Origin of the sequence: Motilimonas thetidivivens, assembly GCF_046452435.1 — a bacterium.
GTDB lineage: Bacteria > Pseudomonadota > Gammaproteobacteria > Enterobacterales > CBDFNC01 > Motilimonas.
In genome coordinates, this window is sequence record NZ_JBKFDK010000002.1 from 172,678 (window position 1) to 187,381 (window position 14,704).

At 45.3% G+C, this 14,704-nt stretch carries 18 protein-coding genes; 5 read left to right on the plus strand and 13 right to left on the minus strand.

Features of this window, described 5'->3' with window-relative positions; all coding sequences use genetic code 11:
* Window positions 1-60: 60 nt before the first annotated feature.
* Window positions 61-711 carry a ribonuclease T gene (gene rnt / locus ACK8OT_RS02945; RefSeq protein ID WP_410195011.1) on the plus strand — a complete coding sequence of 217 codons (651 nt, stop codon included), beginning with the start codon at window positions 61-63 and terminating at the stop codon, window positions 709-711.
* 276 nt (window positions 712-987) lie between these two features.
* Window positions 988-2,310: a Na+/H+ antiporter family protein gene (locus ACK8OT_RS02950; RefSeq protein WP_410195012.1), complete on the plus strand. Its 1,323-nt coding sequence runs from the start codon at window positions 988-990 to the stop codon at window positions 2,308-2,310.
* Between the two features lie 104 nt (window positions 2,311-2,414).
* Here ACK8OT_RS02950 and ACK8OT_RS02955 read toward each other — a convergent pair whose 3' ends face one another.
* Window positions 2,415-2,762: a Grx4 family monothiol glutaredoxin gene (locus ACK8OT_RS02955; RefSeq protein WP_410195013.1), complete on the minus strand. Its 348-nt coding sequence runs from the start codon at window positions 2,760-2,762 to the stop codon at window positions 2,415-2,417.
* 215 nt (window positions 2,763-2,977) lie between these two features.
* On the opposite strand from ACK8OT_RS02955, the gene sodB reads away from it, so the two are divergent.
* Window positions 2,978-3,559, plus strand: a complete 582-nt coding sequence (gene sodB, locus ACK8OT_RS02960; RefSeq protein ID WP_410195014.1) for a superoxide dismutase [Fe] — start codon at window positions 2,978-2,980, stop codon at window positions 3,557-3,559.
* A gap of 266 nt (window positions 3,560-3,825) precedes the next feature.
* Window positions 3,826-5,544 (plus strand): bifunctional ornithine lipid synthase OlsF, encoded by a 1,719-nt coding sequence (gene olsF / locus ACK8OT_RS02965; protein ID WP_410195015.1) that lies wholly within the window; start codon window positions 3,826-3,828, stop codon window positions 5,542-5,544.
* A 21-nt stretch (window positions 5,545-5,565) separates the two neighbouring features.
* Here the strand turns inward: olsF and ACK8OT_RS02970 are convergent, their stop codons facing one another.
* The 3 genes from ACK8OT_RS02970 to ACK8OT_RS02980 form a co-directional block, all read right to left on the minus strand.
* Entirely contained in the window at window positions 5,566-5,850 is a 285-nt protein-coding gene (locus ACK8OT_RS02970) for an Rdx family protein (protein WP_410195016.1), read from the minus strand.
* Window positions 5,847-6,503, minus strand: a complete 657-nt coding sequence (gene folE, locus ACK8OT_RS02975) for a GTP cyclohydrolase I FolE (protein WP_410195017.1) — start codon at window positions 6,501-6,503, stop codon at window positions 5,847-5,849. The genes ACK8OT_RS02970 and folE overlap by 4 nt, the downstream gene beginning before the upstream one ends.
* Before the next feature lie 61 nt (window positions 6,504-6,564).
* Window positions 6,565-6,720: a hypothetical protein gene (locus ACK8OT_RS02980; RefSeq protein ID WP_410195018.1), complete on the minus strand. Its 156-nt coding sequence runs from the start codon at window positions 6,718-6,720 to the stop codon at window positions 6,565-6,567.
* Between the two features lie 147 nt (window positions 6,721-6,867).
* Here ACK8OT_RS02980 and moeA point away from each other — a divergent pair, with 147 nt between their 5' ends.
* Complete coding sequence (gene moeA / locus ACK8OT_RS02985; RefSeq protein WP_410195019.1) at window positions 6,868-8,112, plus strand: molybdopterin molybdotransferase MoeA; 1,245 nt, start codon at window positions 6,868-6,870, stop codon at window positions 8,110-8,112.
* A 210-nt stretch (window positions 8,113-8,322) separates the two neighbouring features.
* Here moeA and moaE read toward each other — a convergent pair whose 3' ends face one another.
* The 9 genes from moaE to ACK8OT_RS03030 all read right to left on the minus strand — a co-directional run bounded on the left by moaE (window position 8,323) and on the right by ACK8OT_RS03030 (window position 14,682).
* Complete coding sequence (moaE, locus tag ACK8OT_RS02990) at window positions 8,323-8,766, minus strand: molybdopterin synthase catalytic subunit MoaE (RefSeq protein WP_410195020.1); 444 nt, start codon at window positions 8,764-8,766, stop codon at window positions 8,323-8,325.
* Entirely contained in the window at window positions 8,767-9,015 is a 249-nt protein-coding gene (locus ACK8OT_RS02995) for a MoaD/ThiS family protein (protein WP_410195021.1), read from the minus strand.
* Window positions 9,008-9,490, minus strand: a complete 483-nt coding sequence (gene moaC / locus ACK8OT_RS03000) for a cyclic pyranopterin monophosphate synthase MoaC (protein ID WP_410195022.1) — start codon at window positions 9,488-9,490, stop codon at window positions 9,008-9,010. Before moaC ends, ACK8OT_RS02995 begins: the two co-directional genes overlap by 8 nt.
* 3 nt (window positions 9,491-9,493) lie before the next feature.
* Window positions 9,494-10,006 (minus strand): molybdenum cofactor biosynthesis protein B, encoded by a 513-nt coding sequence (gene moaB, locus ACK8OT_RS03005; RefSeq protein WP_410195023.1) that lies wholly within the window; start codon window positions 10,004-10,006, stop codon window positions 9,494-9,496.
* A 63-nt stretch (window positions 10,007-10,069) separates the two neighbouring features.
* Window positions 10,070-10,642 carry a molybdenum cofactor guanylyltransferase gene (gene mobA / locus ACK8OT_RS03010; RefSeq protein WP_410195024.1) on the minus strand — a complete coding sequence of 191 codons (573 nt, stop codon included), beginning with the start codon at window positions 10,640-10,642 and terminating at the stop codon, window positions 10,070-10,072.
* A gap of 130 nt (window positions 10,643-10,772) precedes the next feature.
* Complete coding sequence (locus ACK8OT_RS03015) at window positions 10,773-11,315, minus strand: NapC/NirT family cytochrome c (protein WP_410195069.1); 543 nt, start codon at window positions 11,313-11,315, stop codon at window positions 10,773-10,775.
* Window positions 11,316-11,394: 79 nt separating this feature from the next.
* A complete protein-coding gene (locus ACK8OT_RS03020) occupies window positions 11,395-11,868 on the minus strand; it encodes a nitrate reductase cytochrome c-type subunit (protein ID WP_410195025.1) in 474 nt (157 codons plus the stop codon).
* A gap of 25 nt (window positions 11,869-11,893) precedes the next feature.
* Window positions 11,894-14,386, minus strand: coding sequence for a nitrate reductase catalytic subunit NapA (napA, locus tag ACK8OT_RS03025; RefSeq protein ID WP_410195070.1), 2,493 nt, complete (start codon window positions 14,384-14,386; stop codon window positions 11,894-11,896).
* A complete protein-coding gene (locus ACK8OT_RS03030; RefSeq protein ID WP_410195026.1) occupies window positions 14,386-14,682 on the minus strand; it encodes a chaperone NapD in 297 nt (98 codons plus the stop codon). Before ACK8OT_RS03030 ends, napA begins: the two co-directional genes overlap by 1 nt.
* Between the last annotated feature and the right edge of the window lie 22 nt (window positions 14,683-14,704).

Sequence of the window (14,704 nt, forward strand, 5' to 3'; positions counted from 1 at the left end):
CCAGCGACATCACAAAAATTCTGGCATAATTAGCCGCTTTTCCACTAGCTAGCTTTAACTATGACCCAAGAAACCAAAATCAGCGACTCGCTATTAGCTAAACGTTTTCGCGGCTATTTCCCTGTTGTTATTGATGTTGAAACCGCTGGCTTTAATCCTCGTGGTGACGCGCTATTAGAAATCGCAGCCGTACTGACGACAATGGATAAAGATGGCTGGTTACTGCCAAGCAAAACCTTACACTTTAATGTAGCGCCTTTTGAAGGCGCTAACCTTGAACCTGCTGCGCTAGAGTTTAATGGTATCGATCCGCATAGCCCGCTGCGCGGCGCGGTCAGTGAATACGAAGCCTTGCATGAAATCTTTAAAGTGATCCGCAAAGAGCAAAAAGCACACGGTTGTAATCGCTCCATTATGGTGGCGCACAATGCCGCATTTGATATGGGCTTTGTCAATGCAGCCATCGAGCGCACCGGACTCAAACGCACACCTTTTCATCCCTTTGCAAGCTTTGACACCGCCACCTTAGCTGGGCTAACTTTAGGCCAAACCGTATTAGCAAAAGCATGTAAAACAGCCAATATCGCGTTTGATAATAAAGCGGCTCACAGTGCATTATACGATACCGAAAAAACCGCCGAACTTTTCTGCTACATGGTAAACAAATGGAAAGCCCTAGGTGGTTGGCCACTGCTAAACAGTGAAGCTTAAGCAAAACACCGAACTAGCAATCAGTTTCGGATGGTAAAACATCATTTCTAAGGTGCCCAAGCGCGAAGAGCGCTAACAGGTAAGTCGCTTAAGCTGATCACGGGCACCTTGGGATACTACATTCGCCACAAAAACACTTGAGAATAGTCAAGAGTTGCATAATTAGTCAAAGCCTTCGCGTATAACTCTGATATCATCCACCACCTTAGACATTCCTCAGGAAAGAAAGCCAAAGAGCTTTTGCCCTGGACAACACAACATTTACAAGGACATTTCATGAACTCGGTTGTTATTGCCGTCAGCTTGATGCTGCTGCTTAGTTTACTTAGGATAAACGTGGTGGTTTCACTGACCTTAAGTGCTATCGTCGGCGGCCTTATCGGCGGTCTATCCATTAACGAAACCATTTCCGCTTTTAACGGTGGTTTAGGTGGCGGGGCAACTATCGCTCTTAGCTATGCCATGCTCGGCGCGTTTGCTGTGGCGATTTCACGCTCAGGTATTACCGACTTATTAGCGCAAAAGGTGATTAATACCTTTGGCGGCACCGCAAATGGCAATAATGTGTTTTGGTTTAAAACCGTGCTTTTTGCGGCGATATTAATGGTTTCTATCAGTTCACAAAACTTAGTGCCTGTGCATATCGCTTTCATTCCGATACTCATTCCGCCTTTGTTACACGTTATGGCGCAATTTAATATTGATAGACGCGCCATAGCTTGTGTTATTACCCTCGGTTTAACAGCAACATACATGCTGCTGCCGGTGGGCTTTGGTGGCATATTTTTAAACAATATCCTACTCACCAACTTAACCGGTAATGGCTTAGAAGCGCAAGCAGCTGATCTTCCATTAGCCATGGCTTTGCCTGTAGCGGGCATGGTTTTAGGCTTAATCATCGCGCTCTTATTTAGCTATCGTAAACCACGCCAATATTCGCTTGAAAAAATCCTCGCCGTTGAGCCAGAAAACAAACAGTTTAATCCGACTCATATTGTGGTTGCGATTATCGCTATCATAGTGGCGTTAACCTTACAGCTTTATGCTGATTCGATTATTTTGGGTGCATTAGCCGGCTTCACCATTTTCACTTTAGGCGGTGTAATACGCTTTAGCGAAACCCAAGACGCCTTTACCCAAGGGGTAAGAATGATGGCCATGATTGGCTTTATCATGATTGCCGCTGCGGGATTTGCTGCGGTATTAAAAGAAACCAACGGCGTGGCTACCTTGGTCAGCTCATTGGGTGAAATGATTGGCGAGAACAAGGGATTAGCTGCGATGCTTATGCTCATCGTAGGCTTATTAATCACCATGGGGATTGGCTCTTCTTTCTCGACGATCCCTATTATCGCAACAATTTATGTGCCACTGTGTATTCAATTTGGTTTTTCGCCAATGGCAACAATGGCACTAGTGGGAACAGCTGCGGCCTTAGGTGATGCAGGCTCACCCGCATCAGACTCAACCCTAGGCCCAACATCAGGCTTAAACGCAGATGGTCAGCACGATCATATTTGGGATACCGTAGTGCCTACTTTTATCCACTACAATATACCGCTGCTTATCTTTGGCTGGATTGCCGCGATGGTGCTGTAAGCGCCCCCTCACCCAATATGATAACCACCTACTGAAGTAGGTGGTTCAGGACTAACAAAAAAAGCACCCTAGGGTGCTTTTTTTAGCTATAACATATCGTCTACTTATTCAGCGTCGCTAGACTCGGCATCTGCCGTTTTCGCAGCTGCTTGTTTGATTAGTGGCTGTAGCTCACCTTGTTGGAACATCTCAAGGATAATATCGCAACCACCAATTAGCTCACCTTCTACCCATAGCTGAGGGAAAGTTGGCCAATTTGCATACTTAGGTAGTTCAGCACGAATATCTGGGTTTTGTAGGATGTCTACGTAAGCAAACTGCTCACCACACTGCATTAAGGCTTGTGATGCTTGAGCCGAAAAGCCACAACTAGGGAACTTAGGTGAGCCCTTCATATACAATAAAATCGTATTTTCGCTGATTTGGCTTTTGATCTTGTCTAATGTTTCCATTTTATCCTCACACTGCATTATTTTTTTGCTAGTTTACCTTAAAGGTCCAACACAAAAAAACGTAAAAAATCTAGGGTCTTTTGCCTAGTCTAAATAAAAGCGTGCTTGGCGTCACGTTGATCTAGATCAATACGCAAAAAAAGGCTAAAGTGTTGGCGTCTATTTTAATAACCTCTGATAAAAAACAGAGGGATAACGAGCAATGGAGAATAAAAATGGCTTTTGAACTTCCAGCACTTCCTTACGCGCAAGATGCACTAGAACCACACATCTCTGCTGAGACACTTTCTTACCACTACGGTAAACATCACCAAACTTACGTAACTAAACTAAATGGTTTAGTTGAAGGTACTGATCTAGCGAACAAATCACTAGAAGAGATCGTTAAAACTTCTGAAGGCGGCGTATTCAATAACGCAGCACAAGTTTGGAACCACACTTTCTACTGGAACTGTTTAAGCCCAAATGGTGGCGGTGAGCCAACAGGCGCGCTAGCTGATGCAATCAACGCAAGCTTTGGTTCATTTGCTCAATTCCAAGCGGAATTAAACGACAAAGCTGTAAACAACTTTGGTTCTTCATGGACTTGGTTAGTGAAAAATGCTGACGGCAGCCTAGCTATCGTTAACACTTCTAACGCAGCGACTCCACTAACTGACGCAAGCGTTACCCCAATCCTAACCGTGGATCTATGGGAGCACGCGTACTACATCGATTACCGTAACGTACGTCCAGATTACCTAAAAGCGTTCTGGGCACTGGTTAACTGGGAATTTGCTGCGGCAAACTTCGCATAATCAGCTCTATCGATTAGTCGTCAATCTCTATACCCAGCTTTTGCTGGGTATTTTTTTGCCCTTTTATCGCTATTCATAGCAACAGCTATTGCTCGTTAATTCATCGCTCCACGCCTTCGTTACGTCATTAATGTGCCACATTTCTGACAAGCTAGTGTCACATCCTCGCTTTATTTTTGAACTATTGAGCTAAAACTTCACTGCCATTGTCATCATCTTGTATTGGCGCCAAGTCATCGCTCACTTACCCAATAGAAGGATGTCTTATGTTTTCAGTCGATCAAGTCGTCAACCAACACTTTCCCCAAATCAATAATAAACCTTGGTTACGAAAACCTATCACCTTCTTTTTACGTCGCCTATTACACGAAAAAGAGTTTATTGAATTTGGTCAACAATACCCACACCTAACGGGTTTTGACTTCGTTGAAAAGGTACTGGATTATTTTGACTTTAGTTACCGAACCACAGATAGGGAAATGGATCGCATCCCCGTATCTGGTAAGGTCGTTATCGTTGCCAACCATCCTATCGGCTCACTTGATGGCTTAGCACTGCTGCAATTTATCCATCGTTTGCGCCCCGATGTCAAAGTGGTTGCCAATGAACTACTGATGTCTATTGAGCCTTTGCGCTCGACTTTACTCCCAGTCAATAATATGGGCGGCATGACGGTTAAAGAAAATCTGCAAAACATTCACAATCACCTGCAACAAGAAGGCGCACTCATTATTTTTCCAGCAGGTGAAGTTTCAAGACTAAGACCCACAGGCATCAAAGACATAAAATGGAACAGCGGCTTTCTAAGAATTGCCAGTCGCGCTCAAGCGCCCATATTACCGATTCATATTCAAGCCCGTAACTCAGCACTATTTTATGGTACATCAATGCTTTACAAGCCTTTAGCGACGCTATTACTGGTTAAAGAAATGTTTAAGCAAAATGCTAATACGGTGAAAATGACGGTGGGTAAAATGGTCCCTTATGACAGTTACCAAGGGGATCAAATATCCACCAGCGCCAAGGTAAAATTATTACAAAAACAAACTTACCGCTTGGCCAAAGGCAAGAATGGCTATTTTCGTACCGAATCCCCCATCGCGCATCCTGAGCCACGCATCGCGCTAAAACAAGCCATCGAGCAATGTGAATTACTGGGCTCTACCCCCGACAATAAACAAATCTATTTGTATCAACATCAGCAAAGCTCGCCGATTTTAAGAGAGCTAGGCCGACTCCGTGAAGTCTCCTTTCGCGCCGTGGGTGAAGGTACCGGAACTAAACGCGATATTGACCACTATGACAGCCACTACCTGCATTTGATTTTATGGGATGCCCAAGAGCTGGAGATAGCCGGCGCATACCGCTTTGCCAAAGCCGATCAGGTATTGGAGCAACATGGCTGTGAAGGACTTTACAGCCAATCCCTGTTCCAATATCAACCAGCCATGCAACCTTATTTTGCACAAGGCTTAGAATTAGGTCGTAGTTTTGTGCAACCCAAATACTGGGGTCGACGCAGTTTAGATTATTTATGGTTAGGCATAGGCGCGTTTATCGCTAAAAATCCGCACTATCGCTATTTATTTGGCCCAGTGAGTCTGAGTGACAGCTTACCGAAAAATGCCAAAGATTTATTAATCTATTTTTACCTACTGTATTTTCCAGCGGGTGAAGAGTTAGCAAATGCCAGAGTACCCTACCAAGTTCCAGAGAATTTACTGTCAGATTTAGGTGTTGAGTTTGTCGGCAACGACTACAAACAAGATTTCATCACCTTGAAGGCCGTATTAGACAATATGGGCGCGGCGATCCCCACCCTCTACAAACAATATAGTGAGGTGTGTGATCCTGAAGGGGTTAAGTTCATTGATTTTAGTGTTGATGCGGACTTTAGTAACTGCATTGATGGCTTAGTACTGGTTGATCTAAACCAACTAAAAGCGAATAAACGCCAACGGTATATCAATTCGCACTTGAACTAGTTTGTGCGTCCAGCGACAAGCTTACTTGTCGCTGTGACCAAGATCTCGCTCGGGAAATAGCACATCCCGTACGCGTTGTTTAAGCACTTTTGCTTCGGGAAAGCCCTCGTCTTGCACTCGACACCACACTAACTGGTCATTAACAAAAATGCGAAACTCCCCTTTATCACCTGGGGCTAAAGCGACTTCCCCTAAATCATCGGCAAAGGTCGACAATAATTCTTGAGACAGCCAGCTTGCACGCAATAGCCAACGACACAAGTTACAATAGCGGATCACAATTCGAGGCTTAGCTAGCTCGCTCACTTACGGATCCCCATCATAAACTCATGACGCGTTTCAGGTTTTGACTTGAAATTTCCGCCAAGGGCGGTGGTGCGAGTATGGCTTGATTCATCTTGAACACCGCGGGCTTTAACACAGTAATGCACCGCATCGATAGTGACTGCGACATTGTCTGTTTCAAGTAAGGCTTGCAACGCACATAAAATTTGTTGGGTCATGCGCTCTTGTACCTGAGGTCGGCTAGCAAAAAAGCGTACGATGCGATTGATTTTTGATAAGCCGATAACCTTGGTTTTCGGAATATAAGCGACGGTAGCACGGCCATCGATAGTGACAAAATGGTGCTCACAGGTACTGGTTAAGGCAATATCTGAAACCTGCACCATTTCATCTACTTTCATCTTATTTTCAATCACAGTTATTTTTGGAAAACTGCGATAATCAAGCCCAGAAAAAATTTCGTCTATATACATTTTAGCAATGCGGTGAGGGGTTTCTGCTAGGCTATCATCGCTTAAGTCCAACCCCATCAGATTCATAATGGCGCTAAAATGCTGCTCTATCTGGCGCTTTTTATCGTCATTGGTTAATCCCGTTTCAACTAACGGGGTTTCAAGACCTCGGCTTACCAAAGCATCACGTACCACCAAAGCGGCATGATTTATAGATGACATTCATTCTTCCTTCGCTGAACTAATCCGGCATAAATAGAGGTTTTCAGTCCAGATTGCAACTTTAACTTCCCGGCAACTGGCTAAAAATATCCTCAAGTAGGTTATCAAGGTACGCTTGTAGGTCTTGTTTGGATTGCTCACTCGGGTTTATTTCGGTGCTATAACCTGGCTGCTCGCTATCGTAAGCCTGGGTTTGCTGCATTTCTTCATGGTCCATAGCACTACCTCTTTGGTAAGTATTTACCTAAGTATAGCGAGACATTTAACATTTTATTGCCTTTGCGCTTATCTCGGTGAGTTTTGGGCGGCATAATGCTAGGGTATTACCTTGATTAATCACCCAGCCTTCAAAGGAGCTTAGCTCATGGGATGTTGCGATACACCTGGCTTAAAACCCATTGAATCGGCACTTGCCGACATGCTTGCCGCCGTTTCTCCTTGCACTCAAGTGTTATCAATCGATCTCGACCAAGCCATTGGTTATACCTTGGCCAGCGCAATCCATTCGCCCATGTCAGTGCCACCGTTTAACAACTCAGCGATGGATGGTTATGCGTTTCGCCAACAAGATCTTGAACAATATAAAACCTTAAACCTAGTCGGCAAAGCTTTTGCCGGCGCTCCTTTTACAGGTGATTTACCCTTGGGAGCTTGCGTGCGAATAATGACAGGAGCGCCCATCCCAGCAGGGGCCGACACGGTTGAAATGCAAGAAAACACCCACGTTGAACAAACCGCGCAAGAGCCTCGAGTCACATTCCAACAAAGCACCCGCTTAGGTCAACATGTGCGCCTTGCCGGAGAAGATATTCGCCAAGGTCAAACCTTGTTTGATAAAGGACACACGCTGCGCAGTCGCGATATTCCCTTACTGGCCTCTTTAGGCATTGCCAAACTTGCCGTATTCGCGCCGCTCAAGGTTGCCATTTTCTCTACCGGTGATGAGTTAAAGCCGCTAGGCTCTGCACTTGCCCCAGGGCAAATCTATGACAGTAATCGCTATTGCTTGCGGGCTATGTTGAGCAAATTAAATGTCGAGGTGATTGATTTCGGTATTATCGCCGATGAGCCCGCGCAATTAACCCAAACCTTTTTACAAGCCGACCAACAAGCCGATGTGGTGATCACCAGCGGCGGCGTATCGGTAGGTGAAGCGGACTACACCAAAGATATTCTTGAACAAATTGGTGAGATTGGCTTTTGGAAACTGGCCATCAAGCCGGGTAAACCCTTTGCGTTTGGTAAATTAACCAACAGTGTCTTTTTTGGCCTGCCCGGCAATCCAGTATCAGCGTTAGTGACATTAAGTCAATTGGCCATTCCTGTGATGCAAAAAATGGCGGGGTCATTACCCAAAGAGCCAACGCGCTTAACCGCAATAGCCAGCCATGATTTGCGTAAATCACCCGGGCGAACCGACTTCCAGCGCGGGATTTATCATGTAAACGCAGCAGGTGAGTTCGAAGTCACGAGCACCGGCAGTCAAGGCTCAGGGGTCTTTAGCGGCATGAGTAAAGCCAATTGCTTTATCATCTTAGAGCAACAAAGAGGCAATGTGACCGCAGGGGAAAAGGTCACTATCGAGTTATTTGCTGATTACCTTAATTGAGTTTTTTGCTGAGCTAGTTGCTGAAATAGCTACTTAACCTCAATTCTGGTTAATGGAGCCAGCCAATAAATATCGTATGAATAAGTAGCAAAACTTCGTTTTCAGGGATGAAAACGCAGAGCGTATAGGGATATATTCACCGCGTTTTTGCGGGTTATTCATACGATATAGCTTATCCAAAGCTCAGGTTATTTAAGCAAAACGTTGGCATTAGCGCCAACGTTTTGCCGCTTGCTGATCTTTTTCATTGGCATCTAGCCAAGTCTCGCCCAAATCTGTGTGCTCTTTTTTCCAAAATGGCGCTTGGGTTTTCAAATAGTCCATAATGAATTCACAAGCTGCAAAGGCATCACCGCGATGCTGACTGCTCACACCAACAAACACAATTTGCTGATTCACCGTTAAGGTACCAACACGATGGATCAAGCTAACATCAATCAGCTGCCAACGCTGCTTTGCCTGTTGCACAATGCGCCTGAGGCTTTTTTCCGTCATTTCTGGGTAATGCTCAAGATGCAGTGCGGTCACCTTTTGCTCGAGGTTTAAATCTCGTACCAAACCAACAAAGGTGACAATTGCCCCTGCTTCCGGTTTACTGGCTAATATTTGATATTCATGGTTAATATCAAAATCTTCCGTTTGCACCTTGATCATTTAGCCTCCCGTTACCGGTGGAAAGAGCGCCAGTTCATCGCCGGACTTAACCTCGCTGGTTAACTTGGCCATTTCATGGTTGATGGCCACCAACAATTGGCCTGATTGCAGCTCAGTTTGCCACTCAGGGTAGTGCTGATATAAAGCGTCTAATACATCTGCCACAGTTGCGATCCCCATAGGATCAAGTTCAATACCTTGCGTACCTAGACGCTCTTTTAGCTTAGCGAAAAAAACAACTTTAATCATAACTGCCCTTAAAATGTCCGGATTTCCCACCCTTTTTCTCTAGTAATCGGGTTTGGGTGATCACCATGTCTTTTTGCACCGCCTTGCACATATCATAGATGGTTAATGCTGCTATCGATGCTGCGGTTAACGCTTCCATTTCAACCCCGGTTTTGCCAGACAATTTACACAAAGCCTGAATACGAACTCGGTTTAGTTCAGGCTCAGGGGTAATATCAACCGTCACTTTAGTGAGCGCCAGCGGATGGCAAAGCGGGATCAAATCGGCGGTTTTTTTGGCCGCCATGATGCCCGCAATTCTAGCCGTTGCAAACACATCACCCTTGTGATGTTGACCAGACAAAATGAGCGATAAGGTCTGACTCGACATAACAATAAAACTTTCAGCAATCGCAATCCGCTCATTGACCGCTTTATCGCTGACATCCACCATGTGGGCTTCGCCTTGTTGATTAATATGGCTAAACTCAGACATGGTTTACACACCAATATGAGGCATAAAGTTACACGGCTTAGAGCGAGAGTCTAGCTGGGCTTGTAAGATCTTGGTCCAAGCCGTTTTACAGGCATTGGTTGAGCCCGGCATACAGAAAATAACGGTGCGATTAGCAAAGCCGCCCAAAGCTCGACTTTGAATGGTCGATGTACCAATTTCGTCATAAGAAACATGACGAAATAGCTCGCCAAATCCCTCAATTTGCTTATCAAACAAAATGGACACAGCTTCGGGCGTGGTATCGCGAGCGGTGAATCCTGTGCCGCCTGTAATTAAGATAACACTAATGGCTTCGTCAGCTATCCAATCCGATACCACGGCGCGAATTTTGTATTTATCATCAATCACAATTTCTTTGGCCATTAAATTATGGCCCGCCGTTTTTAGCGCATCCACTAAGTAAGCACCCGATGTATCATTTTCTTCGGTGCGTGTATCCGATACCGTCAATACCGCAATATTGGCAGGCTCAAATTGTTTCTCGGCATGTCCCATAAGGTTTCCTTATTAAATTCTTGGTTTATTTGCGAAAAAATATCATAACACAGGGTAAATAAATTATTGCTTGGCAAGTAATGTCTGCCATTGTTCGGGCGTATTGGCATTCATTAGACTCAGCTGCTGGTCAATATCAGGCTCTATCACTTGGACATTGAGTCGTTTAAGCAAGGACCGCAACGAACGCTTATGCGGTGATGGATCGGCTAATAGATCCTTTAACTCAGACCTAAGCTGGGGGGTAATGCCCAGTAATACTGGAAATAGGGCATCTTGATAATAGCCACCCTGTTCATTTGACCCCTCTAACAAAAAGCGAATATCGAACGAGCTCAACAATGGCATATCCACCGGGACAATGAGCAAGGCTTTACAATAAGGTGCTACTTGCTGCAGTGCAGCAGATAGCCCCCCTAGCGGCCCAAGCTCTGGCTCAGCATCAACAAAATGTGGGAAATCGGGATAGTCACCGCTGACTTTCAACTCACCAAACTGCATTTGTGCTAAAAGATTAAAGCAATAAGCAAGTTGAGTCTGCCCCTCTCTGGGTAACATGGCCTTATCTTGTCCCATTCGAGACGATTTGCCACCGGCTAAGATCACCGCACTAATTTCATGATTTTCCCAACGCATTTTGTTCTCATTAGAATATTAATTCAGCCACAAAAAAAGCGGCGCCGGCCGCTTTTTTGTTTATGTCGATAACAACGACTTGATAACCTAATCTGAAGTATTCAGTTTAAGCTAGGTTATCAATCAGCTATTACCAACCTTCTACGCCTTGCATATCAGGTAACTTATGCGCTATGCCTTTATGGCAATCGATACAGGTTTTATCACCACTGGCCAAGGCTGTTGAATGCATACTCACACTCCGCGGCCCCTGCACGGAGAAGTCCATAAATGCAAACTCATGACAGTTACGACATTCTTGCGAATTATTCTTTTTCATCCGCGCCCATTCACGATCCGCCAAATGGCGACGGCGCTCGTAAAATTTCTCAGGCGTATCTATTGTGCCCATAGCAAACGCGACTAACTCTTTACTGGCTTGTACCTTGCGCACCATTTTATCAGTCCAGTTATGCGGTACATGACAATCAGAACAGATCGCCCTTACCCCAGAACGGTTTGAATAATGGATAGTTTCTTGGATTTCTTCAACGATTGGCGCGTGACAACCCGAACAAAACGCTTCGGTATTGGTCGCTTCCATGCCTGTGTTAAAACCACCCCAGAAAATGATACCGCCAAAAAACCCCAAAAATAGAATAAAGCCTAGGGATGCCGAACTCGGCGAACGCATAATTAGCCATATCTGTTTTAGCCAAGCGATTATTTTTTTAAACATATTCCCCCCTTAAACAAGGTGATGATAGTGATCGCTAATTAAGGGCATCAACAGGTTTAAACTCATTCTCAACCAAAGGCGCGGCATCGGCTTGCGGTACATGGCACTGTAAGCAGAAGTAACGTCTTGGTGAAACATCTGAAAGAGTCATGCCTTCACGAGTTTCAAAATGGGTCGGGCTGATCTTAGTCGCCCCCGACTCGCGTGCATTTTTCCAACTATGGCAAGACAGACATTTATTCGCATTAAGATCCACTTCATAATGGCGTATGGTGTGTGGGATCATTGGCGGTTGATGAACGTATTGACGTTCAATGGGACCACGATCGGCAATGTTCTTTTTTAACTGCTCAGGCGTTTGTTGAGTATCAAGCTCAACATTGCCACGCAAAGAAGCGACACCACCATTGTTTGCTGGCGCATTGGTTTCAGGTGTCCCCAACGCAGAGGTGCTTAAAAAAGCACTAGTACAGGCGAAAATAAACGCCGCAACTATTTGTTTTTTCATTCTATATTCTCCACCGTTGGACAGTTTACGCTTTAACAATTTTCACTGCGCACTTCTTAAAGTCCGTTTCTTTCGATAACGGATCCGTGGCATCAAGCGTTAATTTATTGGTTAACTGCTTAGCATCAAACCAAGGCATAAACACCAAACCTTCTGGTGGGCGATTTCGACCTCGCGTTTCAACCCGCGAGCGTAATTCACCGCGGCGGGTGGACATGATGATCTCATCACCACGACGCAGATTACGTTTTTTCGCGTCATTGGGGTGCATAAACACCACCGCATCAGGGAAAGCCTTATAAAGCTCAGGTACCCTTCTGGTCATCGAGCCTGAGTGCCAATGCTCTAGCACTCGACCTGTGCTGAGCCATAAATCATACTCTTGATCCGGTGCTTCCGCTGCTGGCTCAAATGGCGTGGCAATAATAAATGCTTTGCCATCAGGCTTGCCGTAAAACTCCACGCCTTTGCCCGCTTTAACATAAGGATCATAACCTTCGCGATAACGCCACAAGGTCTCTTTACCATCTACCACAGGCCAGCGTAATCCATGAACTTGGTGATAAACATCAAACGGCGCTAAGTCATGGCCATGACCACGGCCAAATTGAGCGTATTCTTCAAACAAACCCTTTTGCACGTAAAAACCAAAATGACGCGCTTCATCGTTCAATTGGGTTTCTTTCACTTCATCTAAGCTATATGCGTCCACATTACCGTTGCGATATAACACATCAAATAAGGTCTTACCTTTCACTTCAGGCTGTTTATCGATTAACTCCTGTGGCCAAACCTCTTCCACTTTAAAGCGTTTCGAGAACTCCATTAACTGCCATAAATCAGACTTAGCTTGGCCTGGCGCAGACACTTGTTGATGCCAAAATTGGGTACGACGCTCGGCATTACCATAAGCGCCTTCTTTTTCCACCCACATGGCGGTAGGCAAGATTAAGTCTGCGGCTTGGGCCGTTACCGTTGGGTAAGGATCGCTACAAACAATAAAGTTGGCTGGATTACGGTAACCCGGTAATCCCTCTTCATTAATATTGGGCGCGGCTTGCATATTGTTGTTACACATTACCCAGTAAGCGTTGAGCTTGCCGTCTTTTAACATGCGGTTTTGCAGCACCGCGTGATAGCCCGGCTTAGGTGGAATCGTTCCCTCAGGTAGCTTCCAAATTTTTTCCGCTGTGGCACGATGCTTTGGATTCATCACCACCAGATCAGCCGGTAAACGGTGAGCAAAGGTCCCCACTTCACGCGCGGTACCACAGGCTGAAGGTTGACCTGTTAACGAGAATGGGCTGTTACCAGGCTCAGAAATTTTACCTGTTAATAAGTGAATATTGTAAACCGAGTTATTGGCCCATACACCGCGTGTGTGTTGGTTAAAACCCATGGTCCAAAAAGAGGTCACTTTTTGCTTAGGATCGGCATAAGACTCTGCCAGAGCTTGTAATTTCTCGGCAGGCACGCCAGATAATTCAACGGTTTTTTCTAGGGTGTAATCTGACAAGAAGGCTTTGTATTCCTCAAATGTCATGTCCGTCATGTCACCGCTATCTGGATTTTTAGCCGCTTTTTGTAACGGATGCTCAGGCCGCAGACCATAACCTATGTCGGTCGCACCGCGCTTAAAGACGGTATGCTTGTTAACAAAGTCCCAGTTAACCTTGTCGTTTTCAATAATATAATGAGCGATGTAATTTAGAATGGCTAAATCTGATTGCGGTGTGAATACAATGCCGTTATCAGCCAATTCAAAACTGCGATGTTCAAAGGTAGATAATACATGAACTTTAACATGGGGGTTTGATAAGCGGCGATCCGTTAGGCGAGACCAAAGAATCGGGTGCATCTCCGCCATGTTTGAGCCCCAAAGCACAAAGGCATCAGCGGCTTCAATATCGTCATAACAGCCCATTGGCTCATCAATACCAAAGGTGCGCATAAAACCAACCACAGCGGATGCCATACAGTGACGCGCATTAGGGTCGATATTGTTAGATAAAAAGCCCGCTTTCATTAACTTAGCCGCAGCATAGCCTTCCCAAACTGTCCATTGACCTGAGCCAAACATGCCTACCGAAGTGGGGCCTTTGTCTTTCAGAGCTTGTTTGAACTTATCCGCCATGACATCAAAAGCTTGATCCCAGCTGACGGGCGTAAAGTCCCCTTCTTTATCATATTGGCCATCTTTCATGCGCAGTAAAGGCGTTTGCAGGCGATCTTTACCGTACATTATTTTCGATAAGAAATAGCCTTTAATACAATTAAGACCTTTATTCACTTCGGAATCCGGATCGCCTTGGGTTGCCACCACTCGGCCATCTTGGGTACCGACCATTACACTACAGCCGGTACCACAAAAGCGACAGGGCGCTTTTTCCCATTTGATCTTAGTGACATCTTTACTAGCGATAAGGTTGCTTGCTGAAGCGGGTAATGCAATGCCAGCAACTGCGGCAGCAGAAGCAGCAGCATTCGCTTTGACAAACGCACGTCGAGTCAGTTTCATCATTGGTTGTCCTCACATTGCACACAGTGCGCTTCGGTTGACACGTCAATTGTGTCAGCCAGCTCTTCGAATTGGTGATAAACAAGCGCAGTATTAATCACACCTTCGATATTATTAAGGGTTTCAACAGTGGCAAGAATATGGCTTTTTCCGGTACTTTCTATGACCACCACCAACTTACCACCTTCCTGGGCATAGATTTCTGCCTCGGCTAGCTGCGCTATTGCTTGGGCAACGCACGCCTCACGCTCCGGTGCACAATAGACCACTAAACTCGAGATATGGCATTCTTTCATTGTTATCACTTGCCCATTTATG

Bases quoted from the DNA above. Each gene is read 5' to 3' on its own strand.
- rnt (WP_410195011.1), top strand. From the start codon at position 61: ATGACCCAAGAAACCAAAATCAGCGACTCGCTATTAGCTAAACGTTTT.
- ACK8OT_RS02950 (WP_410195012.1), top strand. From the start codon at position 988: ATGAACTCGGTTGTTATTGCCGTCAGCTTGATGCTGCTGCTTAGTTTA.
- ACK8OT_RS02955 (WP_410195013.1), bottom strand. From the start codon at position 2,762: ATGGAAACATTAGACAAGATCAAAAGCCAAATCAGCGAAAATACGATT.
- sodB (WP_410195014.1), top strand. From the start codon at position 2,978: ATGGCTTTTGAACTTCCAGCACTTCCTTACGCGCAAGATGCACTAGAA.
- olsF (WP_410195015.1), top strand. From the start codon at position 3,826: ATGTTTTCAGTCGATCAAGTCGTCAACCAACACTTTCCCCAAATCAAT.
- folE (WP_410195017.1), bottom strand. From the start codon at position 6,503: ATGTCATCTATAAATCATGCCGCTTTGGTGGTACGTGATGCTTTGGTA.
- ACK8OT_RS02980 (WP_410195018.1), bottom strand. From the start codon at position 6,720: ATGGACCATGAAGAAATGCAGCAAACCCAGGCTTACGATAGCGAGCAG.
- moeA (WP_410195019.1), top strand. From the start codon at position 6,868: ATGGGATGTTGCGATACACCTGGCTTAAAACCCATTGAATCGGCACTT.
- moaE (WP_410195020.1), bottom strand. From the start codon at position 8,766: ATGATCAAGGTGCAAACGGAAGATTTTGATATTAACCATGAATATCAA.
- ACK8OT_RS02995 (WP_410195021.1), bottom strand. From the start codon at position 9,015: ATGATTAAAGTTGTTTTTTTCGCTAAGCTAAAAGAGCGTCTAGGTACG.
- moaC (WP_410195022.1), bottom strand. From the start codon at position 9,490: ATGTCTGAGTTTAGCCATATTAATCAACAAGGCGAAGCCCACATGGTG.
- moaB (WP_410195023.1), bottom strand. From the start codon at position 10,006: ATGGGACATGCCGAGAAACAATTTGAGCCTGCCAATATTGCGGTATTG.
- mobA (WP_410195024.1), bottom strand. From the start codon at position 10,642: ATGCGTTGGGAAAATCATGAAATTAGTGCGGTGATCTTAGCCGGTGGC.
- ACK8OT_RS03015 (WP_410195069.1), bottom strand. From the start codon at position 11,315: ATGCGTTCGCCGAGTTCGGCATCCCTAGGCTTTATTCTATTTTTGGGG.
- ACK8OT_RS03020 (WP_410195025.1), bottom strand. From the start codon at position 11,868: ATGAAAAAACAAATAGTTGCGGCGTTTATTTTCGCCTGTACTAGTGCT.
- napA (WP_410195070.1), bottom strand. From the start codon at position 14,386: ATGAAACTGACTCGACGTGCGTTTGTCAAAGCGAATGCTGCTGCTTCT.
- ACK8OT_RS03030 (WP_410195026.1), bottom strand. From the start codon at position 14,682: ATGAAAGAATGCCATATCTCGAGTTTAGTGGTCTATTGTGCACCGGAG.